Annotated in this window: 24 protein-coding genes; 2 read left to right on the forward strand and 22 right to left on the reverse strand. The window is 50.6% G+C overall.

Translation table 11 applies throughout. The features are described 5' to 3' along the window. The 19 genes from thiT to BN98_RS04065 all read right to left on the reverse strand — a co-directional run. On the reverse strand, positions 1-592 hold a 592-nt coding region (gene thiT / locus BN98_RS03975; protein ID WP_052332296.1), incomplete at its 3' end, for an energy-coupled thiamine transporter ThiT. A 268-nt stretch (positions 593-860) separates the two neighbouring features. Continuing rightward, entirely contained in the window at positions 861-1,907 is a 1,047-nt protein-coding gene (locus BN98_RS03980) for a PTS sugar transporter subunit IIC (protein ID WP_019189608.1), read from the reverse strand. A gap of 78 nt (positions 1,908-1,985) precedes the next feature. Further along, on the reverse strand, positions 1,986-3,359 hold the full coding sequence (gene mtaB, locus BN98_RS03985) for a tRNA (N(6)-L-threonylcarbamoyladenosine(37)-C(2))-methylthiotransferase MtaB (protein WP_019189607.1): 1,374 nt from the start codon (positions 3,357-3,359) through the stop codon (positions 1,986-1,988). Further along, entirely contained in the window at positions 3,340-4,320 is a 981-nt protein-coding gene (gene prmA / locus BN98_RS07885) for a 50S ribosomal protein L11 methyltransferase (protein ID WP_019189606.1), read from the reverse strand. Before prmA ends, mtaB begins: the two co-directional genes overlap by 20 nt. Then, positions 4,320-5,438 carry a molecular chaperone DnaJ gene (gene dnaJ, locus BN98_RS03995; RefSeq protein WP_019189605.1) on the reverse strand — a complete coding sequence of 373 codons (1,119 nt, stop codon included), beginning with the start codon at positions 5,436-5,438 and terminating at the stop codon, positions 4,320-4,322. Before dnaJ ends, prmA begins: the two co-directional genes overlap by 1 nt. A 101-nt stretch (positions 5,439-5,539) precedes the next feature. Beyond that, the gene (gene dnaK / locus BN98_RS04000) at positions 5,540-7,396 is read right to left on the reverse strand and encodes a molecular chaperone DnaK (RefSeq protein WP_019189604.1); all 1,857 of its coding nucleotides are present in this window, start codon (positions 7,394-7,396) and stop codon (positions 5,540-5,542) included. A gap of 26 nt (positions 7,397-7,422) precedes the next feature. Then, on the reverse strand, positions 7,423-8,067 hold the full coding sequence (gene grpE, locus BN98_RS04005; RefSeq protein WP_019189603.1) for a nucleotide exchange factor GrpE: 645 nt from the start codon (positions 8,065-8,067) through the stop codon (positions 7,423-7,425). A 36-nt stretch (positions 8,068-8,103) separates the two neighbouring features. Beyond that, positions 8,104-9,126 (reverse strand): heat-inducible transcriptional repressor HrcA, encoded by a 1,023-nt coding sequence (hrcA, locus tag BN98_RS04010; protein ID WP_019189602.1) that lies wholly within the window; start codon positions 9,124-9,126, stop codon positions 8,104-8,106. A 206-nt stretch (positions 9,127-9,332) separates the two neighbouring features. Further along, positions 9,333-10,976 carry a vWA domain-containing protein gene (locus tag BN98_RS04015; RefSeq protein ID WP_019189601.1) on the reverse strand — a complete coding sequence of 548 codons (1,644 nt, stop codon included), beginning with the start codon at positions 10,974-10,976 and terminating at the stop codon, positions 9,333-9,335. Between the two features lie 134 nt (positions 10,977-11,110). After that, positions 11,111-12,346: a radical SAM family heme chaperone HemW gene (hemW, locus tag BN98_RS04020; RefSeq protein WP_052332297.1), complete on the reverse strand. Its 1,236-nt coding sequence runs from the start codon at positions 12,344-12,346 to the stop codon at positions 11,111-11,113. Beyond that, positions 12,330-14,141 carry a translation elongation factor 4 gene (lepA, locus tag BN98_RS04025; RefSeq protein ID WP_019189599.1) on the reverse strand — a complete coding sequence of 604 codons (1,812 nt, stop codon included), beginning with the start codon at positions 14,139-14,141 and terminating at the stop codon, positions 12,330-12,332. The genes hemW and lepA overlap by 17 nt, the downstream gene beginning before the upstream one ends. 8 nt (positions 14,142-14,149) lie before the next feature. Continuing rightward, positions 14,150-14,707 carry a signal peptidase I gene (gene lepB, locus BN98_RS04030; RefSeq protein WP_019189598.1) on the reverse strand — a complete coding sequence of 186 codons (558 nt, stop codon included), beginning with the start codon at positions 14,705-14,707 and terminating at the stop codon, positions 14,150-14,152. A gap of 15 nt (positions 14,708-14,722) precedes the next feature. Then, positions 14,723-15,925, reverse strand: a complete 1,203-nt coding sequence (gene lepB, locus BN98_RS07890; RefSeq protein WP_019189597.1) for a signal peptidase I — start codon at positions 15,923-15,925, stop codon at positions 14,723-14,725. Positions 15,926-16,043: 118 nt separating this feature from the next. Beyond that, positions 16,044-16,313, reverse strand: a complete 270-nt coding sequence (rpsT, locus tag BN98_RS04040) for a 30S ribosomal protein S20 (RefSeq protein ID WP_019189596.1) — start codon at positions 16,311-16,313, stop codon at positions 16,044-16,046. Positions 16,314-16,444: 131 nt separating this feature from the next. Then, the gene (gene holA, locus BN98_RS04045; RefSeq protein ID WP_019189595.1) at positions 16,445-17,473 is read right to left on the reverse strand and encodes a DNA polymerase III subunit delta; all 1,029 of its coding nucleotides are present in this window, start codon (positions 17,471-17,473) and stop codon (positions 16,445-16,447) included. A gap of 13 nt (positions 17,474-17,486) precedes the next feature. Then, complete coding sequence (locus BN98_RS04050) at positions 17,487-18,533, reverse strand: ABC transporter substrate-binding protein (RefSeq protein ID WP_019189594.1); 1,047 nt, start codon at positions 18,531-18,533, stop codon at positions 17,487-17,489. Beyond that, positions 18,530-19,306: an ABC transporter permease gene (locus tag BN98_RS04055; RefSeq protein WP_019189593.1), complete on the reverse strand. Its 777-nt coding sequence runs from the start codon at positions 19,304-19,306 to the stop codon at positions 18,530-18,532. The genes BN98_RS04050 and BN98_RS04055 overlap by 4 nt, the downstream gene beginning before the upstream one ends. Next, positions 19,299-20,168 (reverse strand): ABC transporter permease, encoded by an 870-nt coding sequence (locus BN98_RS04060; RefSeq protein ID WP_019189592.1) that lies wholly within the window; start codon positions 20,166-20,168, stop codon positions 19,299-19,301. Before BN98_RS04060 ends, BN98_RS04055 begins: the two co-directional genes overlap by 8 nt. Next, complete coding sequence (locus BN98_RS04065) at positions 20,165-21,172, reverse strand: ABC transporter ATP-binding protein (protein WP_084765312.1); 1,008 nt, start codon at positions 21,170-21,172, stop codon at positions 20,165-20,167. Before BN98_RS04065 ends, BN98_RS04060 begins: the two co-directional genes overlap by 4 nt. A 249-nt stretch (positions 21,173-21,421) precedes the next feature. Between BN98_RS04065 and BN98_RS04070 the strand changes: the two genes are divergently transcribed. Together BN98_RS04070 and tpx are read left to right on the forward strand one after the other, a co-directional pair. Next, a complete protein-coding gene (locus BN98_RS04070) occupies positions 21,422-22,726 on the forward strand; it encodes a YjiH family protein (protein WP_019189590.1) in 1,305 nt (434 codons plus the stop codon). Between the two features lie 164 nt (positions 22,727-22,890). Beyond that, positions 22,891-23,403 carry a thiol peroxidase gene (tpx, locus tag BN98_RS04075; RefSeq protein WP_019189589.1) on the forward strand — a complete coding sequence of 171 codons (513 nt, stop codon included), beginning with the start codon at positions 22,891-22,893 and terminating at the stop codon, positions 23,401-23,403. Between the two features lie 165 nt (positions 23,404-23,568). Here tpx and BN98_RS04080 read toward each other — a convergent pair whose 3' ends face one another. From BN98_RS04080 to BN98_RS04090, 3 genes are read right to left on the reverse strand one after another with little or no spacing between them, the layout of a single operon-like run. Continuing rightward, positions 23,569-23,826 (reverse strand): hypothetical protein, encoded by a 258-nt coding sequence (locus BN98_RS04080; RefSeq protein WP_207636716.1) that lies wholly within the window; start codon positions 23,824-23,826, stop codon positions 23,569-23,571. A 26-nt stretch (positions 23,827-23,852) separates the two neighbouring features. After that, positions 23,853-25,067, reverse strand: coding sequence for a tRNA uracil 4-sulfurtransferase ThiI (thiI, locus tag BN98_RS04085; protein ID WP_019189587.1), 1,215 nt, complete (start codon positions 25,065-25,067; stop codon positions 23,853-23,855). Then, positions 25,064-26,245, reverse strand: coding sequence for a cysteine desulfurase family protein (locus tag BN98_RS04090; RefSeq protein ID WP_019189586.1), 1,182 nt, complete (start codon positions 26,243-26,245; stop codon positions 25,064-25,066). The genes thiI and BN98_RS04090 overlap by 4 nt, the downstream gene beginning before the upstream one ends. Between the last annotated feature and the right edge of the window lie 2 nt (positions 26,246-26,247).

The raw sequence follows: 26,247 nt of genomic DNA on the forward strand, positions 1-26,247 counted from the left end.
GCTTCTTGAGTGGTGCCCAGGCCAACGCCAAGACCACAACACAGATCAGAAAGTCTACGCCCAAGAAAGACGCATTGTATTCTACGCTATAGACAAAACCGGAACTCAGATTGGAGAGCGTGAAAGCCTGACCAAGGCTTGCGCCGGCTTTCGTAAAGTCGATCGTAGAATAAAAGATGCAGCCGGAGAGCACATGCATCGCGAGACGTAACACGACGGCAAGGATCATTGCCGGCAGATGGGAGAAGAAGGAGGCATCCGGGGTGGTGCGATGGAGCCCTGCAAAACCCAGCATCATATAAGCAATGGGATAATCAAGCATGACTTGCAGCGGATGAACGCTGTAACCGCCCAGGATAAAGTCTAGGATGCCGTAGACGAAGCCGACGACAAGCCCCGGTGCCAAGCCCCAACGAATGGCAAAGAGAAACAGCGGCGCCATGGAAGCCAGAGTAATGCTGCCGCCCAAGGGCATTTCAAAAAGTTTAATGAACGATAAAATTTTTGCTAAGGCCAACAATACGCCGGCCTCTGCCACCATACGCGTTGTAAAAGAACGGGGCGTTTTGGTGCTTTGCAAATTGTAAGACATAATTCCTCCCAGGTTCATCCGGCAAGGCCGGATCTTTGCCGTTCAATATCCGAGAAAAAGAAAAGCGCCGCAAAGCGGCGCTGATGAATTCCAACAGAATTCAAAGACTTCCCTCCGCTATCATTACATAGATCAGGTGTAGGGTTGGATCAACCTCTCAGCCGCAACAAAAGTGCAGCACCCCCAGTCGATATTGAATTGTTTTTATTCTATCCAACTTACAGCGATTTCGCAAATAGAGAACTGGCAAGATCGCTGGCTCATGGGCTCAATTCTTACCGGATTTCGCCATTTGCAGACGCAGATCACCGTCTTCCAACCAGTGCCACTTCATCATCAAGCGATACACCAGATACGATACAATCGCCGGCGCAAGGAAATGCATGATGGCAATTTGAAGCAACACTTGTGGCGAATTGCCCATGACTTCGAGCATGGCAAATTGACCAACGAGGCCACTGGTGCCCATGCCGGCGCCGGATGCATTAGAGGTCATGCCCAACACAGCGGTAGAAACCGGACCTAAAATCGCAGAAGAAGCAATGGCCGGAAGCCAAACGGTTGGCTTTTTAATGATATTGGGCATCTGCAGCATGGAGGTGCCGATGCCCTGTGCCAAGCTGCCGCCAAAACCGTTGTCGCGGAAGGAAATCACAGCAAAGCCGATCATATTGCAGCAACAACCGACGGTGGCAGCGCCGGCGGCAAGACCGGAAAGGCCGAGAGAAATGGAGAGGGCAGCGCTGGAAATGGGCAGAGTCAGGATAATACCCATGAGCACGCTTAAAGCAATGCCCATCGGAATCGGTTGCAGTTCCGTCGCGGCATTGATCAGAGCGCCCAGGCCATTCATCAGGTTAGCAATGTGTGGGGCCAGAAAATGACCGACAAGACCGCCGAAAATAATGGTGACAAAGGGCACCAGCACAATATCTACCGGGGTTTTGCCGGCTACGCGACGCCCTACCTCTACGCCGGCCAGAGCGGCCACAAATGCGCCCACCGGCTCACCGATAGCAATCGTAGCTACTCCCGTAGCGCTGATCACAACACTACCGGCGCCGAGCGCACCAAGCGCCACCGCCGAAAGCACGACCAGTGCCGGCGCTTCCAAAACCGCTGCCACACCGACGCCGATAGCGGGTCCCATCAATTTTTGAGCGACCGATCCCATGGTGACCAACAGAGGCAGATGCGCAAGCATCCCGATTTGTTTGATAATCAGCCCGATCAGCAAAGAAGAAAATAATCCCCATGCCATACCGTTGAGTACTTTAGTCCAATAGTCGCGAATTGGATGTTCCTTTGCTTTCAATTTTTCCTTCCTTTCAAGAGCCGAGGCTCTTATGACTTCCCTTCAGCTTAAAGCCTAATCGGCTCCAAGTTGCCTCCCCTATCGTTCCACGGGGACTCCTACAAGCACATCGCCCTCACGCCGTAAAATTTGCACCGCGTAAATGCGATTGGGCAACACTGCAACAGCTTTGGCTTCCGAGACATCTGTTGCCGGTTTCGCGTGATCCTGAGAAAGAAGCGCCACGCGTTGGTAGTTGCCGGAATAGCCACAATAACGACCGGCCGTGTCCGGCTTTTCTTCCGTCAGTACTTCCAAGGTGTGCCCGATCATGCGATCCATAAAGGCATAGCGCAATCGCTCTTCTTGCTCTCCCAAACGGGCAGCCCTCTCCTTTTTCACGGCCGGATCCACCTGTCCGGTGAAAAGTGCTGCCGGAGTTCCCTGCCGCTTGGAATACGGGAAAATATGCATGCGCGAAAAACCGATGCGCTCGGTAAAGGCCATGGTTTCCAAAAATTCTTTTTCGCCTTCCTCCGGAAAGCCTACGATCACATCGGTCGTAATGCCTGCCAGCGGAAAAACATCGCGAATTTCGGCAATTTTCTGCGCATATACCGCTGTCGTATAGTGGCGATTCATTTTTTCCAGTATGGTATCCGAGCCGCTTTGCAGCGATAAATGGAAATGCGGACATAACTTGCCCGTAGCCTTCAAGCGTTGCAGCTTTTCCGGAGTCACCCAACGCGGTTCAATGCTGGAAAGACGGATGCGATCGATACCCGGAATCGCCGCTACGGCTTCAATCACATCGCAAAGATCCTGACGTGGCACGCCCGGTGCGCGATGGGCATCTTTGCCGTAGCTGGCCACATGAATGCCCGTTAGAACAATTTCACGAAAGCCTTTCTTGGCTAAGCCATCCGCTTCTTTCACAATGGATGCCAATGGGCGCGAAGCAATGTGCCCGCGCGCATACGGAATGATGCAATACGAACAAAACATATCGCAGCCTTCCTGGATCTTAATCGTAGCTCGAGTTAAAAACTGTTCCGTCTCAATCTGCAGCGTATCAAAAGCAGACTCTTGATTCAGGTCTTCGACCGCAATCTGCTGTTTTCCGGTTTCTTTGACTGCTTCCACCAGAGCTGGCAAACGGCGGCGCCCCTTCGTGCCGAGAACAATGTCCACGCCTTCCATGGCCTCGAGCACTTCCGGCGCCACTTGCGCATAACAACCGACCACAGCAATGATGGCGTTGGGGTTTTCGCGCTTCATTTTACGAATCTGCTGGCGACTCTTGGCGTCTGAGGCATGGGTTACGGTGCAGGTATTAATCACATAAACGTCGGCCGATTCCTGCTCTGCTGCCAAATCATAACCGGCATGCAAAAACAGTTCTTCCATGGCTTCTGTTTCATATTGATTCACTTTACATCCTAGAGTATGAAACTTAACGCGCGGCATGAACATTCCAATCTGCTTCCACGGCGGACCATTCGCCCATGCGGCGGCAGGACGTCACACGAAAACCTTCCTGCGTAAGGGCGTTTTTCACCGCGTCTTCTTTTGTCGTCAGTATGCCGGAAAGAATCAGATGGGCCCGCTCTGCCAAACAGGTGTGTACGTCCGGCAACAGGCGCAAGACGAGCTCCGCCAATAAGTTGGAGACCACCACATCAAAGGTTCCCTCCACCCCTTGCATGAGATTACTCGGACGAATATCCAAGGAAACGTGATTTGCTTCGGCGTTCTTATGCGCAGCCTGCAATGCATCTTCATCAATATCGGTAGCCTGTACCGTTGCCATGCCTTGTTGCTTCATATAGATGGCCAAAATACCGGACCCTGTGCCCAAATCCAATCCGCGTTTCCCCTTCAACGCCATGTGCTCCAAGCCTTCAAGGCAGAGCACGGTCGTTTCATGTGAGCCGGTACCGAACGCCATCCCGGGATCAATAAAAATGGGCGTGCGCGACGGATCGACGGGTTCCATCCAGGAGGGAACAATTTCAATGGTTTCGCCCACGGGAAGCGGATGGTAGCTCTTTTTCCATTCCACATCCCAATGGCCATTATCGATGGAGGCTTCGTCGAGCACACGAATCTCGCCGCCATACTGTTCATAGCACTGGCGTTCCAGGCTCTCCATAGCTTTTCGGCCTTCCGCATCCGCCGAGAAGAACACAAATTCCAGAATTTCATCATCGGCGTTCAAGCTCTTAACGGCATCGCCCGCCTGCAGGCGCAAATCTTCCAGCAACTCTTCGCGATCGGCCAATTGCCAATCCGGATGATTGGCTTCATATTGAGAGATGGTCTCAGGGTCCATCAATTGCGTACCGATGGTACCGCTTTCCGCCAGCATGGCTTCCACGGTGTCCTCCAGTTCAGGAGGATAGGCAAGCGTCACTTGTAAAAAATTGGTTTCCATCAGTCAAACAGATCCTTTACTTTCTCCCAGAAATTCTTCTCTTTTTCTTCCACTTCATCGCCCATGGTCTTCGCATAGGCGCGCAAAGCATCAGCTTGCTCCTCGTTCAAATGCGTCGGTGTTTGAATATCAATGATGAAATGCAAGTCGCCGGGTCGACCGGTGCGTACATCGCGAACGCCCTTCCCCTTTAGGGTGAAACGAGTGCCGGTCTGCGTCCCCGCAGGAATGCGGAACGCTTCCTTCCCCTCCATTGTGGGCACTTCCACTTCATCGCCGAGCGTCGCTTGGACGAAAGAGAGCGGCATTTCAAAGTAGAGATCATTGCCATGGCGTTCATAAAGCTCGGACGCCTCTACGCGTACGACAATGTATACATCGCCGGAGGGGCCGCCATTCGCACCGCTATGTCCCTGACCGCGCATGGGCAAGATATTGCCATCGGCAATGCCCGCCGGAATTTTGACCGACAGTTTCACACTCTCCGTTTCACGGCCATTACCATGACAATGCGGACATTTCTCATCAATCACCTCTCCGCGTCCGCCGCAGTTGGGACACGTCGTCTGCTGTACAATGCGGCCAAACGGCGAATGCACCTCGCGATTGATCACGCCGGCGCCATGGCAGGTCGGACAGGTTCTCTTGGCAGTGCCATCCTTGGCACCGGTTCCGTGGCAATGTGCGCATTCATGCTCCCGCCGAATGTTGACGGTTTTTTCGACACCAAAATACGCTTCCTTAAATGTCAGGCGCACTTCTTTACGGATGTCCGCACCGCGACGGGCGCGATTCGGATTCTGACGCGCTCCGGCACGACCGAACAGGTCGCCGAATAAGTCTCCGAAAATATCATCCATGTCAAAGCCAAAACCGCCACCTGCGCCGCCCGCACCGTTTTCAAACGCAGCTGCGCCATAGGTGTCGTAAAGACGGCGCTTCTCGTCATCTTGGAGAATGCCGTAGGCTTCACTTAAATCATTAAATTTTTTTGCTGCCTCTGCATCGCCCGGATTCAAATCAGGATGATACTGCTTTGCCTTCTGGCGATAGGATTTTTTAATGTCGCTCAGGGTGGCATTGCGGCTCACGCCAAGCACTTCATAGGGATCTTGCAAAGTCGGCTCCTTTCCTACACTTAAAGACACATTTTAAACGAAACTGAACATAAAGAAAAGGGCACCGAGGCGCCCTTTTCTTTATTTCCTTGAAAATCTGTTTACTTTTCTTCTTTATTATCGTCGTCCACGACTTCGTAATCCGCATCTACGACATCATCGCCCTGCGCCTGGCCGGCACCCGCCTGTGCCTCAGCACCCGGCTGCGCGCCTGCTTGGGCACCGGTTTGTGCATAGAGCTTCTGTGACAGCGTATTGAGCTCGCCCGTCAATGCTTCCGTGCGCTTTTTAATTTCGTCCGGATCATTTCCGCCAACGACATCCTTCAAGGCAGTAATCTTATCTTCCACCTGTTTCTTCTCGTCTGCCGAAACTTTATCGCCCAATTCCTTCAGCGTATTCTCCGTCTGGTAAATCAGGGATTCGGCCTGATTCTTGACTTCGATCAGCTCTTTCTTTTTCTTATCCTCTTCGGCGAACTGTTCCGCTTCTTTCACGCGGCGATCAATCTCTTCATCCGACAGATGGGTCGACGAAGTAATCGTAATCTTCTGTTCCTTGCCCGTGCCGAGATCCTTGGCGCTGACGTTAACAATGCCGTTCGCATCGATATCAAAGGTAACTTCGATTTGTGGGATACCGCGACGTGCTGCCGGAATACCGGAGAGCTGGAAGCGGCCCAACGTTGTATTGTCCGCAGCCATCTCACGTTCGCCTTGCAGGACATGGATATCCACAGAAGTCTGATTGTCGGCAGCCGTCGTAAAGGTCTGGCTCTTCTTCGTCGGAATGGTGGTGTTACGCGGAATGAGTACCGTGGTAACTCCGCCCAGTGTCTCCAAGCCCAAGGACAGCGGCGTAACATCCAGCAGCAGGAGGTCTTTGACTTCACCGGTCAACACACCTCCCTGAATCGCAGCACCCAAGGCCACGCATTCATCCGGATTAATATCCTTCTGCGGATCCTTACCGGTCAATTTCTTCACCAGTTCCTGGACCATCGGGACACGAGTGGAACCGCCTACCAGCAATACCTTGTTGAGGTCCGACGCCGAAAGGCCGGCATCTTTCAATGCATTGTTGACCGGCTCTTCAGTCTTTTTCACCAGCGGAGCAATCAATTCTTCAAATTTCGCACGGGTGACGTCCATGTTGAGATGCACCGGCTGACCGTTGACCGCCGTAATGAACGGCAGGTTGATGGTCGAAGTCATTGCGCTCGAAAGTTCCTTCTTGGCTTTCTCCGCCGCATCCTTCAGACGTTGATCGCTGGTCGGATCCAAACGCAAATCCACGCCGTTTTGTTTCTTAAAATCTTCCGCAATGTAGTCCATTAACGCATTATCAAAGTCATCGCCGCCCAAGCGGTTGTTGCCGCGGGTCGAGAGCACTTCGAAAACGCCGTCGCCGACCTCAAGGATGGATACATCGAACGTACCACCGCCCAAGTCGAAGACCATGATCTTGGAAGAATCTTCATCCTTATCCACACCGTAGGCCAAAGCAGCTGCCGTTGGTTCATTGATGATACGTTTAACATCCAGGCCGGCAATTTTTCCGGCGTCTTTTGTGGCCTGACGCTGTGCATCCGTAAAGTAAGCCGGAACGGTGATAACCGCTTCCGAAACGTTCTGTCCCAGATAGCTCTCCGCATCCGCTTTTAATTTCTGCAAGATCATGGCGGAAATTTCCTGCGGTGTATAGGCTTTTCCGTCAATCGTCACCTTGCGGTCGGTTCCCATGTCACGTTTAATGGACGAAATCGTCCGATCCGGGTTCATAATGGCCTGACGTTTCGCTGTTTCGCCCACGAGACGTTCGCCATCCTTTGTAAATGCCACCACTGACGGTGTTGTACGGTTACCTTCCGCATTCGGAATGATCGTAGCCTGACCACCTTCCATAATAGCGACAGCCGAGTTTGTTGTTCCTAAGTCAATGCCAATAATTTTAGCCATTTTATGCCTCCTATGTTCCTTCGACCTTATTTTGCTACCTTTACCATAGCGGGCCGAATCAGTTTGCCGTTGAGTTTGTATCCTTTTTGCAGGGTCTCAATGACGTGTCCCTCTTCTACCGTATCGCTCTCCTCCGTGAGGATGGCGTGATGCAGATTGGGATCGAACGCTTCGCCGTCCGCTTCCACTGCTTCCACTCCATTTTTGGTTAAAATCTCACGCAGTTGCGCATGAATCATTTCCATGCCTTCGAAAAAAGTGTCATGTTCTTTTTCGGTGGCCAACGCACGCTCAAAGTTATCTACGACATCAAGCAGTTGTAAAATCAACCGCTCATTCGCATAGCGCACGGTGTTGATCTGTTCCTGTTCGCTACGTCTGCGGAAGTTCTGAAAATCCGCTTGCAAACGCATATAGCGTACGGACAGTGTCTCATCCGAGTCCTTACTCTCCGAGGAACTCTCGTCTTTTATATTTTCTTGCTTTTCGTTTTCTACTGTTTCTTGCGACTCTCGCTGTGTTTCGTCCTTTTTCTCCGCTTGGGAAGCATTCACCGAGTCGGTATCGCCGTTCGTATCGGCGACGCTTTCCTTCTCCTGCGCTTCCTCTGCCGCATTGACGGCATCTCGAAGCAGATCATTGACTTCGGGAGTCTTATTCTTGTCTTTCACGTTTCCTCCTTTCGGCGGATTCTCCGCACTCATCGATCAGCCTCGATTCGTGATCGAATCAAGGTATTTTCCCATGCGCCGTACATGACCGATGACATTGCGGTAATGCAAACGCATCGGACCGATGACGCCGAGCACGCCGTATACATCGCCGTGTACTTGGAAAGGCGTGGCCACCAAGGCCGCTTTTTGTAGCAACTTCATCTCGTTTTCCGAGCCGATGCGCACATAAACCTCTTCTTGCGGAGAAATCTGATTCAGAAGTCCGACAAATTCCGGACTGGCTCTGAGGTCATCCAGAAATTCCAGCGCATCCGGCAGATCACCATCCTCAACAAAGCGCAACCACTTGGCCATACCTTGAAAAAGTACCTTTTCTCCATGACTGGCTTTTAATCGATCCAGTAACGTCGGCACCAGTTCGCTCATCAGATTGCCGTGCACATAAGCGCCGCTGAAATAATCCGACTGCAGGAAATCCGATACATCCTGTAAGCGATGCCCTTCAAAGAGCTCCTGGAAAATTTCTCCCAGGCGTTCCAATCTTTCCTTGCTGTAATCCGCGTCCAAGTGAATCAATTCCGTATCAACGAATTTCGTATTGAACACGGTCACGGTGAGCAATTCGTGCGACGAAAGCGGCAGAAAACGAATCTTATCAATGACGTCATCTGTCCGCCCCGGCAGCAATGCGAACGCCACGCTGTCCGTTAAATCGGACAATATGGTGAGCGCCTGCTCCAGCAAGTTTTCCGGATCATAGGACTGTTTCAACAGGCTCTGACTGCCCAACGCCGATACCGGCTCCGGTTCATGCCCACGACGCAACAGCTCATTCACATACCAGCGATATGCCTTTTCCACAGGGATGCGCCCCGAGGAAGTGTGCGCCTTTTCCAAAAAGCCCATATGCTCCAGATCGCTCATCTCATTGCGGATTGTCGCCGCCGAAACATCCATGCGATAATCACGCCGCAATGTGCGCGAACCGATGGGAAGTCCTTCCTTAATGTACGACTGCAAAATGGCGCCTAGAATGAAAATCTTTCGTTCGTCCATGTCGCCTCCTTCCGCTATGTTCTCTTCCTTATGCGGTGACGAGGCAACGCAATGATGCGCCGCCGTACTCGAGAAGGAAGTGTTTTTCCTCTGTTAGCACTCTTGTTACCTGAGTGCTAACATAATGATATAGAAAGCCGCACCGTTTGTCAACCGGTGCGGCTAAAAATTAATAGAAAATATATGTGCTCCCAAGCGAACGCATCTTATTGTTTCACCGCTGACTCCTGCTGTTCGCTGAGTTCTGTGCCTTCGTTCTGAATTTGCTGTACCGTGCCGCCCTTTTCGGCAAAGCCGGACCAGTAGGCGCTTTCCGGGTCGAGACGGCTGGTGGCGGGAATATAGGCTACGATTTCGCCCAGGCGCTTGGAAAGGGCTGCAATATAGTCTTGTGACTGCTGCTTGCGCTTTTGCATCTCTTCTTTCAGTACATCGGTAATCTTTTGCTTACGCTCGGTATTCATGGCTTGAAGGCGTTGATATACCTTACCATTGGCCGGATAGAGATTGGCATAGTCGCCACTGTCAATATTTGACGTCTGCCCATAGAGAATGAGTTCATTTAAAGCATTGTATTCAGTCATCGGGCCTCGCTTGGAACGAATTTCATTGTGTAAGAGGCCGTTGTCGTGATGGCGCTGTACTTGCTGAAGGATGCCCTTCGACAGGGGCTTCCATTGATAATCAGAGAAGGACATGGCAGGAATCTGCTGTAATTCGGCCGTGAGCTTAGCCGCATCATTGGCCGAGGCATAGCGTCCGTCCCCCGCTTTGGCAATGGCGCGCAAGGCTTCGTCCTGCCGCGCGTCTACATTAAAGCCGATAATGCCCAGCACGATTTTGGTATTACCGCCCTTGAGCTTCTGCGCTGTGGCGATGGGATCGCCGCCGCATGTTTCGAGGCCGTCGGTAATAATGTAAAGGATGTTTAAATCCGTATCAGCGGGGCGATCGCTCTTAAGGGCATTTTGCTGTGCAATGGTGTTCAGGTCGCTCACGCCTTCCTGCATGGCGGAAGCCAGACAGGTCCAACCGGTCGGCTGAATCGCGGAAAGCGCTTGATTCAGCTTATTGGCATCCAGGCCGACAATCGGCACGATGGATTCATTGGAAGCGCAGGATTCCTTTTTGCCGCTTTCCTGATTATTGCCCTTGTGGCCGAACACGCGCAGGCCTACGTTGGCGTCCTTTGGCATTTGCTTCATCACGGCCTGAATGGACTGTTTGGCAATATCCATCATGGAGATACCCGCTATTTTATGTGCCATGGACCCCGAGGCGTCCAAGACGATTTCTACATTGATGCGTCGCTGTGCCTGCACGGGAAGACCTGTGAACGGATCCTTTTGCTCTTTTTGATAAAGGACATAGGAATAGCGATCGATGGATTCAATGGGTTCATAATCGTAGGCGGCCAAATACAAATATTGACGAAAGAGATGTTCAATCTCTTCTTCAGAGGCATCATCCGTCAATTTATGCGTAATTTTCTTCAGATCCTGCTGCACATTTTTACGCCAGGCAGTTGCCGCTTCCTGATAATTTTTCTCATAGACGCTGGGCACGCGATAGACGCCGCTCGGTGCATCCACAATGCCCTCGTAGGTATAGGTCGGCGCCGGCAGTTTTCCGTTAATGCCCTCACCGTTTTGCATGGCGTCCTCGGTTTTCCCGGACGTTTCCGTGTTCTCCTTAGCTCCCGTTGCATCGGAAACCGATGCCGAAGTCGCAACTTCCGACGAAACTTCGGATTTCGCCGCATCGTCCGATTTCCGATTTCCCCCGCAGCCCGCCAGTACGACTCCCAGCATGGATAACAATAGCGCCGTACGCAGCACACTCTTTTTCATAGCCGCCTCTCTTTCTGCACGCCGAACCGTCTTAGTGCATGGAGACGATATCGGAGCGTTTTAGTATTAATTCTCTGATACCAGTAATATAGAATGTTTTTGGCAAAAAAAAGACGCCTTTGATTAAATTTGTGTTAATTCTCTTCATGCTCCAACAGCATATCCGACAGAACATCATTTTGAATAAAAAATCCCTTTTCCGTAAAAGCCAGATGCGACGGGGTCAGGGTCATGAGGCCTTTTGCACAGGCTTGTCGTATGGTGTGCGGCGCGAAAGCCGTGACATCGCTGCCGTTACGCGTAAGGAAGGCGGCACGGTCCATGCCGGCTATTTTACGAAGCCCCATCATGATCTGCTCAAAGAGGTCGTCCTCACAGGTACGGGCAATGAGGGCACGTGGTGATGTGCCGGCGGTAATGCCGTCAACATAAGCATGAATGCCATCTGTATTGCGATAGCGCTCCCCCTGAAAATAGGAGGCGGCACCCACGCCGAAGCCGAGATAATCTTTCGCACTCCAATACTTTAAATTGTGGCGCGAGGCATAGCCGAGCTTGGCAAAATTTGAGATTTCATAGCGATCATAGCCTTGTTCCTGCAAGCCCCGCACGACGTATGTCAACCAATTCACCAGCATTTCGTCGTCGGGAAGGGCAAGGCGCCCCTTTTGAACCAGATAATGAAAATAGGTTTTTTCTTCCAAAATGAGCGAATACCAGGAAACATGTTCCGGATGCCATCGCTTGAGTGCGGAAAGATCGTGCTGAATATCTTCCGTTGTCTGACCGGGAAGTCCCAAGATTAAATCTAAATTCAAATTTGTAAGGCCGGCATCGCGTAAGAGCGCAATGTCCTCTTCTACCTGCGCTTTCGTATGCGTGCGCCCGATCCGCGCAAGCAAGGGATCCGAAAAGGACTGGACGCCGAGGGAAACACGATTTACACCGGCATCCAACAGATCTTGGATGTCTTTCGAGGAAAAAGTGCCGGGGTTGGCTTCCACGGTAATTTCAGGCGACGGGGAGAAACAAAATCGCTCACGCAGAGTATCCAAAATCTCTCGCAACGAGGCGGCAGGCAGCAGCGTGGGTGTGCCGCCGCCGATGTAGACGGAATCCACACAAAACGACGTAGCACTGAAAGCTTCCGACATCGCTCCCTCCTTTTGCGTGTATGGAAACGGAAAGCACCGAATTTCTTTTTTCAGGGCTTCTACATAGGGCGCATGGAAGCGCTCCGCATGCGGAAAGGTCAAAAAATCACAGTAATAGCAACGTTCCAGGCAAAAAGGAATATGGATATACAAGCCGAGGGAGCGCTCTGCAGACGCAGGCGCCCCCTCGCAGGTGTAATCAGTTTTCATCATCATATTTTAATACATTCAGGAATGCACTTTGCGGAATGCTGACATTGCCGACCTGGCTCATCCGCTTCTTGCCTTCCTTCTGTTTCTCCAACAACTTCTTCTTACGGGAAATATCGCCGCCATAGCACTTGGACAACACGTCTTTGCGCAAGGCCGATACGGTTTCACGCGCAATGATCTTGGCGCCGATGGCCGCCTGAATGGGCACGGCAAACTGATGGCGCGGAATTTCCTTTTTCATCCGCTCGCAAATCACACGACCGCGTTCATAGGCTTTATCGCGATGCACGATGAGGGAAAGCGCATCAACCATTTGGCCGTTAACAAGAATGTCCAGTTTCACCAGATCCGACTTTTGATAGCCGGCCAATTCGTAATCCAAACTGGCGTAGCCGCGCGTCTTGGACTTTAACGCATCGAAGAAATCATAGATCACTTCGTTTAACGGCATCTCATAATGCATGGAGACACGTCTTTCATCCATATACTCCATGTTCTTGTACACACCGCGGCGATCTTGACACAATTCCATAATGGTACCGATGTATTCCTTGGGCGTCATAATATCGGCACGAACCATCGGTTCTTCCACTTCTCGAATATCCGTGGGGTCCGGAAAATCCGTCGGGTTCTGAATACTCAATTCCGAACCGTCGTTGCAGGTAATATGGTAGATGACGCTGGGCGCTGTGGCTAAAATATCCAGATTAAATTCGCGTGCCAGACGCTCTTCAATGACTTCCATGTGCAACATGCCAAGGAAACCGCAGCGGAAACCGAAGCCAAGCGCCACAGAATTTTCTTTTTCAAACACTAGAGCTGCGTCGTTTACCTGGAGCTTTTCCAAAGCATCGCGTACGCTGTTCACATCTTCGTTCGTACTCGGATAGATGCCGGCGTAGACCATCGGAATGACCTTTTTATAACCCGGCAGCGGTGTGGCTGCGGGATTTTCTGCATCGGTAATCGTATCGCCCACTTCGGCATCGCCAACCGTTTTAATGGAGCAGACGACATAGCCGACATCGCCGGTGGAGAGTTCATCCGTTTTGATATGGCCACGGGCATCGTAGCCGACTTCGTCGACCTCGTATTCCTTCCCCGTCGCCATGAGGCGGATATGCATGCCGGGTACGATTTTGCCGTCTTTGATGCGCACGAACATCACTACGCCCAAATAGGGATCGTAGTAGGAGTCAAAAATTAACGCCTTCAGCGGCGCTTTCGGATCGCCGGAAGGGGCCGGTATGTTTTGGACAATGTCTTCCAGAACCGCCTTGATATTGGTGCCATCTTTGGCGGAAATCAGCGGTACGTTTTCAGCGTCAAAACCCAGCACATTTTCAATCTCTTCCTTTGCCATCGGAATGTTCGCGCTGGGCAGATCGATTTTATTGATCACCGGTAAAATTTCCAGATCCTCTTCCATGGCTAAATATGTGTTGGCAAGAGTCTGCGCTTCCACGCCCTGCGAAGCATCCACAATCAGGACAGCGCCTTCGCAAGCCGCTAAGGACCGAGACACTTCATAGTTAAAGTCCACATGGCCCGGTGTATCGATGAGATTTAAGGTATAGGTGATGCCGTCATCGGCCTCATAGAAGAGGCGCACGGCTTTTAATTTAATGGTGATGCCGCGTTCGCGTTCCAAATCCATGGAGTCGAGCAGCTGTTCCTTCATTTCGCGTAAGGTTACCGCACCGGTTGTTTCAATCAGGCGATCCGCCAAGGTGGACTTTCCATGATCGATATGCGCGATAATGCAAAAATTTCTGATGTTTTCCTGAATATCACCCATAGATCCTCCTAAAATCCGCCAAATGCATCAAAGGGAAAATAGCGAAATACAGCTCGCCCCACGATGGACTTCACTGAAATGGTGCCGAAGTAGCGACTATCCCGACTGGCACCTTCCTGTCGATTATCGCCAAGCACGAAAAGTTGATCTTTTCCGACCAGCCACGAGGCATTCTTAGCAGCATGCGTAAAGCTGGTATTGATATAGGATTCCTCGAGACGTTTGCCATTGATATACACCATGCCGTCTTCAATTTGCACGTACTCGTCCGGCAGAGCCACAACGCGCTTAATGTAATCCCGGTTTTCATCGGGTGCGTGAAATACGACAATGTCGCCGCGATGCAATCCATCCGCCGTGATCCCCTGTTTAAAAACAAAAAGACGATCGCCGCTGTGAAGGGTATCTTCCATGGAAGATCCCTCCACGACGGTGCTCGCAACAATAAAATGTGTAATCAGAAAGGCGATCAGAATCGCCGCGACAATAATGCGCAAGGCTTCTGTCGCTTTAAATTCTTTTGCGGCATGCTCTTTGGGTGCATGGCCGGGAATCGGTTGTTTCATTCCTTCCCCTTACGATTAATACATGGACATGAATTTCGTAATGGGCCAGATCCGGAAACGAGAGACAGCCTTAATGTGTTCCGCAGGAATCGGTCCGAACAAACGGCTGTCATTGCTGGCGCCGCTCGCGCGATTATCTCCCATCACGAAGTACTCATTGTTACCCAGTTTCCATTTGGTGTTAGCATACGAGGCCGTGTCTTCGGACGTATAGTATTCCTTCATCCACTTGCCATTGATATACACTTTACCGTCTTTGATCTCGACCGTTTCACCCGGTAGACCGATCAGACGCTTCACATAATATTCATCCAAATCCGGCGAATCAATAATTAAAATATCGCCGCGATGATATTTTTTGAAATACGTCGGAATCTTGCTCACCAAAAGGAAATCCCCGTTATTAAGCGTTGGCTCCATGGATGTGCCGCTCACCGTGGTGGCACCGCCAATGAAGAAACGAATGATGATCGCCAATACAATCGCAATGGCAACGGGCAAAATCCAGTTGTAAAAAAAGCCGCGGAGTCCCTTGTTTTTACGTTCCTCTTCGGCATCTTCATCGCTATATGCCGGTTTTTGTACGGAGGAGGTTTCCTTCTTTTCTTCGTTCGTAAGCCGATGGTTGGATTCTTTTGACGTACGATGCATCGGCAGCGCCTCCGCATCCCATGTCGTCTCGTTGCTCTTCACTTTCGGAAAAACACGCGTCTCCGACAATTCTTCTTCCGTCGTCAACGTCGGCAATACTTTGGTTAGATCTTCCGTATCTTCCGAAGGGGGCTCCGGCGCCCCTTCGTCATCCCTAATAAAGTCGGAATACGAGCCCGTCGGAATGGGCGCTTCCTCCTGCATAGCTTCAAAGGAAAGCTCATTGCGCAGCGTACGTTCGTCCCGTTCCAGCTTCTGCCGCGTTTGATCCGATACATGATCTTTAATATAGCGACGAATCCGGCGAATATCCTCCGCAACCACGGGGGCTTCTTCCTCCGCAGTAACAGAGGCTTCTTCCTCCGCATCCGCTTCTATTGCCGTTTCCGCCTCGGCTTTCTCTGTGGATGAAACGGATGCACTGCTTTCTTCCTCATTCTCTCTATTCTGTGCCGATCTCATTTCTTCAGCAGAGAGAGCAACGGTCTGATCGTCCTGTTCCTCCTCTGTTCCCATAAAAATGGAATCCAGCGACAGAGGGCGTTTGTTGTTCGTTTCTTTCGTCATTGCATACTGCCTCTCTAGATTAGTTTCATATATTTAAGTATAGCACAGCAAGCCTTGGAAAATGAGCATAAAAAAAGAGCAATTTTCAAAGAAAACTGCTCTTATATACGATCCGCTATTATTCTGCGGAAGCGACGTTCAGGCGTTTCTGCAAACGGCTGACAGCACGGCTGGCAGCGTTCTTGGAGCATGCGCTCTGCAAAGACGCTCTCTTCAGCTTGCGATCAATCACCTTCAGCAGTTCCTGTGCTTCCTGAGGTGAGTTCGCCTCTAATGCTGCATCAAACTTCTTAATATAAGTTTTGATCTCGGAACGTTTGCTGCGATTGCGCAGACGATTGCGCTGTGCCACGTCAATTCTCTTTTTTGCCGATTTAATATTGGCCAATTCGCTCACCTCCTTCGGTGTTAGAGATTATTTTTTACGATACCAAGCGAGTATACCATACTCTTCGTAGGCTTGCAATTCTTTTTCAGGAATTCGAAGCAATTGTCGCATCAAATTTTCGTTTTTCTGTGCTATCCGGCGATGCGCAGCACAAAGCGCTCCAATTCCTCCGTCAGATGAAACGGGCCAGTTTTCATGCGTCGCTCCATGGAGAATAAGGCATCATGCAACGCGAGCAATTCTTTTTCGTCGTAGTGTCGCACCCCTTGTTGCAGCTTACTAAATTCAAAAGATGACAGTTTGAGGCGCAAGCGGGCATCGCCGGGAGACGTGTTGTGGTTCTGGGCGCGTTTTACGCCAATCATATTGCGTACCTGACGCACGAGCATATAAAACAAACGGTATGGATCATCGCCAAGACTTTCATAGCCGCGCACCAGACGCAGCGCTTCCGAGGCATTGCGCGCATTCATAGCGTCCATCAGGGCAAAGATATTGCGCTCGGCAGGCGAAATCATGACGTCTTCGACATCGGCCAGATACAGGCGCATGTCACGAGCCAGACCGGCAACAGAGGCCACGAGATTTTCGACATCATAGAGCGTTTTACCGGCAGAGCGATTCATATATTCGCTTGATTGCATGAGTAATGGCACCACGCCCTGTTGGACAGCAATGCCACGGGTTTGGAACTGCTTTGTGATAAAACGGTTGAGTTCGGACGCCGAGAGCGGCGCCAAATCCACGCGTTCGAGCTCCGTTTCCATGCTCTTCAACAATTTACCGCGGAAAGGCTTCTCTCCGTCAAAGCCCAAGACGAGTAACACATGGGGGGCCGGATGCGCAACACAATCCGCCAGCGCTTCTAAAAACGGCTCAAATTTGCTCACTTCTTCTTTTTGCAAAGGCAGATTTTCGAGCACCACCACACGACGTTCCTGCTGCAGAGGGTAGGTTTCTAATACAGAAATGAGTGCTTCCGGTGTTAAGGAACGCGCTTGGAGATGTTCATAGTTAAAAGAAAGCAGCTTTCCGCCCAGCACGTCTTTCTGTAAGACCTGCTTCATTCCGTCCCAAAGATAGGGCTCCTGAATGGTACAAAGCAAATAATGTCCAGGATCCCCGCGATCCACGCGGCGAATCCAGTCCACGTAATTCATAGTAGCCCCCTACCTATTGGTTCTTCACATCCTGCCACATTTGATCGTACACGGAAACGAAGTCGCCGATGTATTCGAACACTTCGTAATTTTTATACACCGACGGATCCGGATAGGCCACCGGTGAGTGCTGGATTTCTTCCGGCAACAGCGCACGCCCCTTTTCGCTCGGCAAGGAATAGCCCACCCATGCCGCGTTTTTCGCCATGATGTCCGGACGCAACATGAAATTGATGAATTTTTCGGCATTTTCCTTGTTGCGGCATCCTTTCGGAATGGCAAAGAGGTCAAACCACAGATTGCCGCCCTCCGGCGGGGCCACATAATCCAGATTCGGATTTTCCTGCATCGCCGCAAAGGCATCGCCGGAATACATCACGGCCAGCGCATTTTCTCCGTTGATCATCAGATCGCGAATCTCGTCTATCAGATAGGCGTAGACGAGCGGATATTGGCGGATGAGATCGGCGCGGGCCGCTTCCAAATCACTACGTTTCGTGGAATTTGACGACACTCCGGCACGCACCAGGGAAATCATAAAGGAATCCCGCGAAGAATCCAGCATGATGATTTGGCGTGCGTATTTGGGATTCCAGAGGATATCCCACGATGTGACCGGATCCGACACCAGTTTTTTGTTATATAAAATCCCCACCGTGCCCCAGAAATACGGTGCTGAATACTTCTGCTCCGGGTCAAAGGCCTTATGCATAAATTGCGGATCAATGTTTGCCATGTTCGGAATGTTTTTATAATTCATCGGCAAAAGCATATCTTCCTGCACCATGCGCTGGAGCATGTATTCCGACGGTACGATCACATCGTAAGTGGCGCCTCCGTTTTTGAGTTTGACGTACAAGTCCTCATTCGTGGCAAAGTTGGAGTAAACCACATGAATGCCCGTTTCCTGCTCAAAACGCGTCAGTATCTCCGGATCGATGTATTCGCCCCAGTTATAGACATTTACTTCCTGCTGCGCCGATCGGCTGGAACCGGCATCGCATCCGGTCAGAACGCCCGCTACAAAAAGCAGCATGAGAAACAACTTCCCGAGCTTCATACGTCCTCCTTTCCGTGCAAGGTACGCCAATTCATGGCCAGCAATAAGATAAACATGGCGACAAACATGAGCGTAGACAGGGCGTTGACTTCCGGATTGATACCGCGGCGCGCCATGGAATAGACCATCGTCGAAACCGTCTCCACCCCGTTACCGGCATTGAAGAATGTGATGACAAAATCATCGATGGACATCGTAAAGCCCATAAGGGCGCCGGAAAGAATCCCGCTTTTTAAAAACGGCAAAATCACATAGCGCAACGTCTGCCACGGTGTTGCTCCCAAATCCATAGCCGCTTCGGCAAGCTCCGGCGGCATTTGCTGCAGACGCGGCATAATGGAAAGGACGATGTAGGGAATCTCAAAAGCAATGTGCGAGAGCAAAATCGTGCCATAGCCCGGCGTAAGCTGGAAAAAGCCGTAGAGCGCCATGAAACCGATGGCGGTCACAATATCCGGGTTTAGGACGATAACCTGATTGATGAGCTGCATTTCCGTGCGATGCCGCCGACTAAAATAATGCACGCCCATGACGCCGAGAGTCGCCACAACGGTGCCGATGAGTGTAGCCAAGATGGCAACGCTTACCGTGTTTTTCAGCGCATTCAAAATAGCCTCGTTTTCCATCAGGGATGCATACCAATGCAACGAAAAGCCTTCCCATGCGCCTCGTGTTTGTCCTTCATTGAACGAGAACACGATCAGCACGAGAATCGGTGCATATAAAAAGGCATAGATGAGAAAAAGAAACAGGCGGCGTAATCCCTTAGACATCAGCTACCTCCTCTTCCATTTCCACTTCCGCGCCCGGATCCTGCGCCGTCGGCATACTGCCCTGCGCATGCGTTTCCTTCTCGCGCCCGAACAGTAGCGATACGATTAAAAACACCATCAATATCATGGCCATGGCTGAACCGTATTGCCAGTTGCCCGTAACCGTGAATTGCTGTTGTATGACATTGCCAATGAGATTGATCTTATTGCCACCAAGTAGGGACGTAATCTCAAAGGTGGCGATGGCGGGAATGAAAACCATGGATATGCCCGACGCGATGCCCGGTAAGGACAAGGGCAGCGTGACATTCAAAAAGGTCTGTGTTTTATTGGCGCCCAGATCCGCTGCGGCTTCCCAGAGGCTGTGGTCCATCTTCTCAAGCGACGTAAAAATCGGCAGAATCATGAAGGGCAAAAAGTTATAAACCATGCCCAAAATGACAGCCGTTTCGGTGTACAGTAGATCCATGGGTTGCAGGCCCAGACTTGTCAAAAAGGTATTTAAGATGCCTTTGCGCGAGAGAATCGTAATCCAGGCATAGGTACGCAGCAAAAAGTTCATCCACATGGGAATTACCACCAGCATCAACAGCAAAGGACGCAGGCGCGGACTGCTCTTAGCCATGAAGTATGCCATGGGATAGCCCAGCAAAAAGCACACCAATGTCGACAGAAACGCAATGCGCACCGATTTCAGCAACGTCTCTGTGGCATGGCCGGCAAAAAATTTCTCAAAATTGTTCAAGGTCAGCTGCCCCTCCGCGGAGGTTAAGCCGTAATAGAAAATCATGCCCAGTGGCACGAGCACGAAAATAAACGCCCATAGCAGATAGGGCGTGCTTAGCGAGCGATATCGTTTCATGCCATCGCTCCTTTTTTCGTGGATTTATGCATGACCTGAATGAGATCTGGCGCAATCGTAATACCGACCAAGGCACCCACTTCCATGGATTTAGTGCTCTGGCTCTTATAGATTTCACCTTGCACATCAATCTCCATTTCATAGTGCACGCCGCGGAACAAGCAGCTTTCCACCTTTCCAACGAGCATGCCCTGCTCCGGCGCAACGAGCTCCAAATCCTCCGGACGCAATACTATATCCACAGGTTCTTCCGGCGCAAAACCCTTATCCACGCATACGAAGCGATGCCCGGAGAAGCTCACATCATAATCGGCGTGCATCACGCCTTCCACAATGTTGGAATCGCCAATGAAATCCGCTACGAAGCGATTTTGCGGCTCATCGTAGATATCTTTCGGATCGCCCATTTGTTGAATCACACCTTCATTCATCACGACAATGCGATCCGACATCGTGAGCGCTTCTTCCTGGTCATGGGTCACGAAAATAAAGGTAATGCCCAGCTCTTGCTGCATACGTTTCAGCTCCAACTGCATTTCCTTACGCAATTTCATATCCAATGCGCCCAGCGGTTCATCTAACAGCAGCACTTCCGGTTCGTTCACAAGCGCCCTGGCGATGGCAATTCTCTGCTTTTGTCCGCCCGAAAGCTGGTCCACGCGCCGTTTGCCGTAGCCGGCCAAATTCACCAGCTTAAGCATCCGTTCCACGCGCTTCTCGATCTCCTCTTTGTTGACACCCTTCATGCGCAAGCCGAAGCCGACATTCTCTTCCACATTCATGTGCGGAAAGAGGGCATATTGCTGAAACACCGTATTAATCGGTCTAAGATGGGGTGGAATCTTCGTAATGTCCTTCCCCTCAAACAGAACCTGTCCGCTGTCCGGCTCTTCAAATCCCCCAATAATGCGTAAAATTGTGGTTTTTCCACACCCCGAAGGACCCAAAAGGGTCAAAAACTCTTCGTCTTCAATCGTGAGGTCCAAATTTTTCAGGACCGCCATGTCGTCAAAAGATTTACAGATTTGTTTGAGTTCAATTTGCTTCAATGCCTTTCCTTTCTCGGAACAATCCGTTCGGATGCGTCATCGCCACGGATAGCGATCGGCTCTATTCTATATGAGATTGCGGCTTTTGGAAACATGCTTTAACAACTCGTTCTCTTTCGAGAAAACCTTTCCCATTCGTCGTACTCGAGTATAATAATATTACAGGGTCTTAAGACGCACTGTCGAACTTAAGAGGAGGTAATTATGGAAAACAAAAAATGGAAGACGAAAGACGTTTGCCTTTTTGTCCTCTACTCACTGTTCGGAATTTTCATGTTCTTTGTTCCGATTCAAATCGGAAAGAACAACACTATCCCCATTGACCACATTGTGAATGCGATTAAAGGCATTCCGAATTATGGCATTATTTTTGGGACTTTTATGGTGCTTGCCGGTCTTGCTTATGCGATTAAAAACAAGGAATGGCAGGGCGATCTTGTTCGCAAGGTATTCTTTGCCCTTAAATTGGTTGCCTTGGTATTTTTGGTGATGCAGCTGACCGGTTGGGGGCCTGCCGCAATTCATGCGAAAGGTATGCTTCCGATGATTTTTAACGCTATCTTGGTATCGGTCACCACCATCGTTCCTATCGGATCCATATTTTTGGCATTTCTTGTCAGCTTTGGTCTGATGGAGTTTATTGGCGTATTCATGGAGCCCGTCATGCGTCCGGTCTTTAAAACACCGGGTCGCAGTGCGGTGGATGCTGTTGCCTCTTTCGTGGGAAGCTATTCCTTGGCGCTGCTGATTACAAACCGTGTCTATCGTGAAGATGCGTATACGCAAAAAGAAGCCGCCATCATTGCTACCGGCTTTTCGACCGTCTCCGCGACGTTTATGATTATCGTTGCCAAAACGCTGAATTTAATGGACCACTGGCTATTCTATTTCTGGGCTACACTCATTATTACCTTTATCGTGACCGCTATTACCGTTCGGATCTACCCGTTGAATAAAAAGAAAGATATTTATTTCTCCGGCAAACCCATGATTCAGGAGCCGAAGAAAAAAGTGACGTTCCAAGCGGCTATGGATGCCGGTATGGAAGCTTTCCACAAAGCTCCGTCGCTGGCGGAAGTCATTAAAAGCAACTTTATCGATGGCTTCAAGATGGCATTAAATATTGCACCGTCCCTTTTGGGCGTCGGTATGACCGGGCTTCTCATTGCTACGTATACGCCGGTCTTTGACATCATCGGATATATTTTCTATCCCTTCACTGCTTTATTACAAATTCCGGAAGCACAGGTTACCGCGAAGGCATTGTCCTTAAGTATTGCAGAAATGCTTCTGCCGGCGCCGCTTGTTGCCGGTGAGGGCGTGGCTATCGTCACACGCATGCTCGTGGCTATCGTCAGTGTTTCGGAGATTTTGTTCTTCTCCGCTTCGATCCCTTGCATGATGGGCACCGATATTCCCATTAAATTCACAGATTATCTCGTGATCTGGGTGGAACGTGTTATTTTAAGTATTATTTTAGCCGGTGCTCTGCTGCTGATCGTGTTCTAAAGATTTTTGGTGGTTCTTCGGATTCTTCCCTTGTTACCATCATCGTGTGAGAATTCGGTATTGACCCTGCCGCTGTGTCACAGTCCTCTGTGACACAGCTTTTCTTTTTAAAAGCTGGGTATAAGCCTGTTGTAGGAATGAATGAACCAGATAAGGAGAACATCATGACAAGAACCGGATTCAAAATGGGCGATACTGCACTGACCCTGCTCGGCGAAGAGCGTAAAGTTGGCGATATCGCGCCGGATTTCACCCTGGCAAAACAAGATTTAAGCCCCCTGACACTGGCCGATCTCGGCAAAAAAGTAAAATTGATTGTGGCCGTTCCCTCCATCGATACCTCGGTTTGCGAACTCGAAACCATTCGCTTCAACGAGGAAGCCGGCAAATTTGGTGACAAAGCGGTCGTATTGACCGTCTCGGTGGATCTGCCCTTTGCCCAGGCACGTTTCTGCGCTGCCAAGGGCATCGATAACGCCATCGTCGCTTCGGATTATCAGCAGCGTTCCTTCGGCAAAGCGTACGGCGTACTGATAGACGGTCTGATGCTGCTCAACCGTTCGATCTTTGTCCTGGATGAAGACAATACGATCACCTATGTCGAATACGTCAAGCAGAACACCGAACATCCCGACTATGACGCAGCACTGGAGGCGGCAAAGAAGTTATTAAAGTAATCGTTTCGTAAGACGACGCAGATGACAATTCTTTTTGCGATTTCGTTTTTAACCCATAATTAAGAAGGCGACCCAACGGGTCGCCTTCTTTTTCTATAAAATGCGCCAAACTGCGATGCTTTTTATTTTTTCTGCCCATTTCCATTTTTTTGTGCTTTTTTCTTTTTAATCGCTTCCCATAGTATGTCTACCATGCCTGCGGTCATCGCTGCCATCATGGCTGTTCTTGCCGGTTTCTCCGGAAGATGCCATTCTTGAAATAGAAGTGAGAGAACCGGGTGAAAAAAGAAAAGACAAAAAAACAACGCCCAAAAGAACGACAACATACAGAGGCTTATCTTTATGCATGCGAAACAAATAAGAAACACAAAAATAAACCGCAAAAAGCTCAACAGCCATCTCAAAAATCGCAAGCGCATCCATGTAACGCATAGAAAACTCTCTTTCCTCTATTCCCGCACTCTCCCCTTGTCGTCAATCATCTCCAGCGTATCCATGGCTTCTTCGACGAGGGCATCGATATCCAACTTTTCTTCATCGTGTGCAATTTGTCCAAGGGTCGGACGCGTATTGGGATGATCGGGGGCAAAAAGGGAACAGCAATCATCGAAGGGTTCGATGGAAATATCGTAGGTGCCAAGATCGCGAGCCATCGAAATGATTTGCGTCTTGTCCATTGCAATCAGAGGTCGGAGGATCGGACGGAACGCGGCGTTATTGACCACATGGATGCCCTGGATGGTTTGAGAGGCAACCTGACCGAGACTTTCGCCGGTGATCATGGCGTCGTAGCCGAAGCGCTCGCTCAAGCGATCGGCAATGCGCATCATCATGCGACGGCTGAGGACGGTGGTGTTTTTCTTATTGCAGTTTCGAGCGATGGCGGTGTAGATTTTCACCAAATTGATGCGATAGAGGCGCATCGGACCAACGGAGCGTTCGAGTTGTTCCATCAGGCGGGTTGCTTTTTCCTGGGCTCTTTCGCTGGTGAAAGGATAGGAATGAAAATGTACGGCGCCGAGTGCTAAGCCGCGGCGCGCCATTTCATAGCCGGCAACCGGCGAATCAATGCCGCCGGAAAGCAGCAGTAGACCGCGGCCGCCGGAACCTGCGGGAAGACCGCCCTGCCCCGAATAGCGATCGACGGAAACAAAGGCGTCGTCGCGAATTTCCACCGATAACACCAACTCCGGGTGATGCACGTCGACGGATAGCGTCGAAAAATCAGAGAGCATCCAATCACCTACCTGGCGCGCCATTTCCGGGGATGTCAACGGAAAGGCTTTATTGCTGCGCTTGACTTTGGCTTTAAACGTGAGGGGATCTACGCTGTTTTTATTGCTGTGAGCATCCAATTTTCGCTGCACCAAAAAGTGACATGCGTTGCGTATGGCATCTGCTTCGCAGGGAACACGCAGGCTGGGCGTGACATACAGTAATCCAAAGACGCGGCGACAGGCGGCGATAGTGCGTTCCACATCTGCCTCGTCGACAACGTAAAAAAGTTTCCCAAATTGTTCTAATTCTTCCTTGACGGGAATACCCTTCAATGCGTGATGCAGGTGTCGTTTGACCGCAGCAATGAAACTACCGCGATTTTTTCCTTTTAAGATGAGTTCTCCGTATGAAACGGAAACCACCCATTCCATGGCCGGTGTTGTCATGCGTTTCCTCCTGTGATACTGCGAATTTGAGCGATGGATGTTTCGAGGCGGTCAAAGAAGGGATCGACCTCTTCTTCTCGATTTTCTCGGCTAAAGGACAGGCGCAATGCCCCGTCCAGGTAGGCTTCCGGCAAATGAATGGCCTGCAAAATGCGACTGACTTTTCCCTTACTGCAGGCAGAACCGGAGGAAAGATACATTTCTTCCATCTCCATAAAGTGCATCAACACTTCTGCTTTGATGCCGGTAAAAGCGATATTCAGGATATACGGGCTGCCTGCAGCGGGACTGTTGATGCGCGAGCCGGTGATGACTTTCGCACGGGCAAGCGCCTTTTCGTGCAGTTTTACAATCGCCGGATCAAACGAAGTGCCACGACGCTTCTCCATGGCTAAAAAGGCTTGGACAAAGCCCAAAATATAGGGCACATTCTCTGTGCCGGCGCGCCGTCCGTATTCCTGTGGGCCACCCGTAATGAGGGGCGATACCGTCACGCCCGGGCGCACATAGAGCATGCCGATGCCCTTAGGCGCGTGTATTTTATGGCCGCTGGCCACATAAAAATCACAGCCGATTTTAGACAGATTCACGGGGAGTTTGCCCAGCGCCTGTGTGCCGTCGACTAAAAAGAGAGCACGGGATTTCTGATGCAGCATGGTTGCAATCTCCGCCACCGGAAAAATAGTACCCAGCTCATTATTGACATGCATGACGGCGACTAGAAGTGTATGCGCGTCCACACGTTTTTCAACATCCTCAACCGTGACTTGTCCCGTCGCATCCACGGGGATTTCCCGCACCTCAATACCATACGACGCAAGTATCTGTGCGGTTTGATAAACCGCCGCATGTTCCACGGCGCTGATGACGATATTCGGAGCATCCGTCGGGCTACCCGTTTGCGCACGCATCTTCTGTGAAAGAAGCGCCTGCGTAGCCACGCCGCGCAAGACAGTATTTAAACTTTCCGAAGCACCGGACGTAAAAATAAGACTCTTCAGCGGGATGCCGAGTTTTTCCGCCATACGTCCTCGGGCCTCTTCCAGCACTTTCTCCGCTTGGAAGCCCACGCGATGGAGCGATGAGGGGTTCCCCCATTGCTCCCGAAATGCTTTTTCAATCGTTTCTGCTACATCCGCTGCAACCGGCGTTGTGGCGGCATTATCAAAATAAATCATAA

Origin of the sequence: Levyella massiliensis (assembly GCF_000308275.2) — a bacterium.
Lineage (GTDB): Bacteria > Bacillota > Clostridia > Tissierellales > Peptoniphilaceae > Murdochiella > Murdochiella massiliensis_A.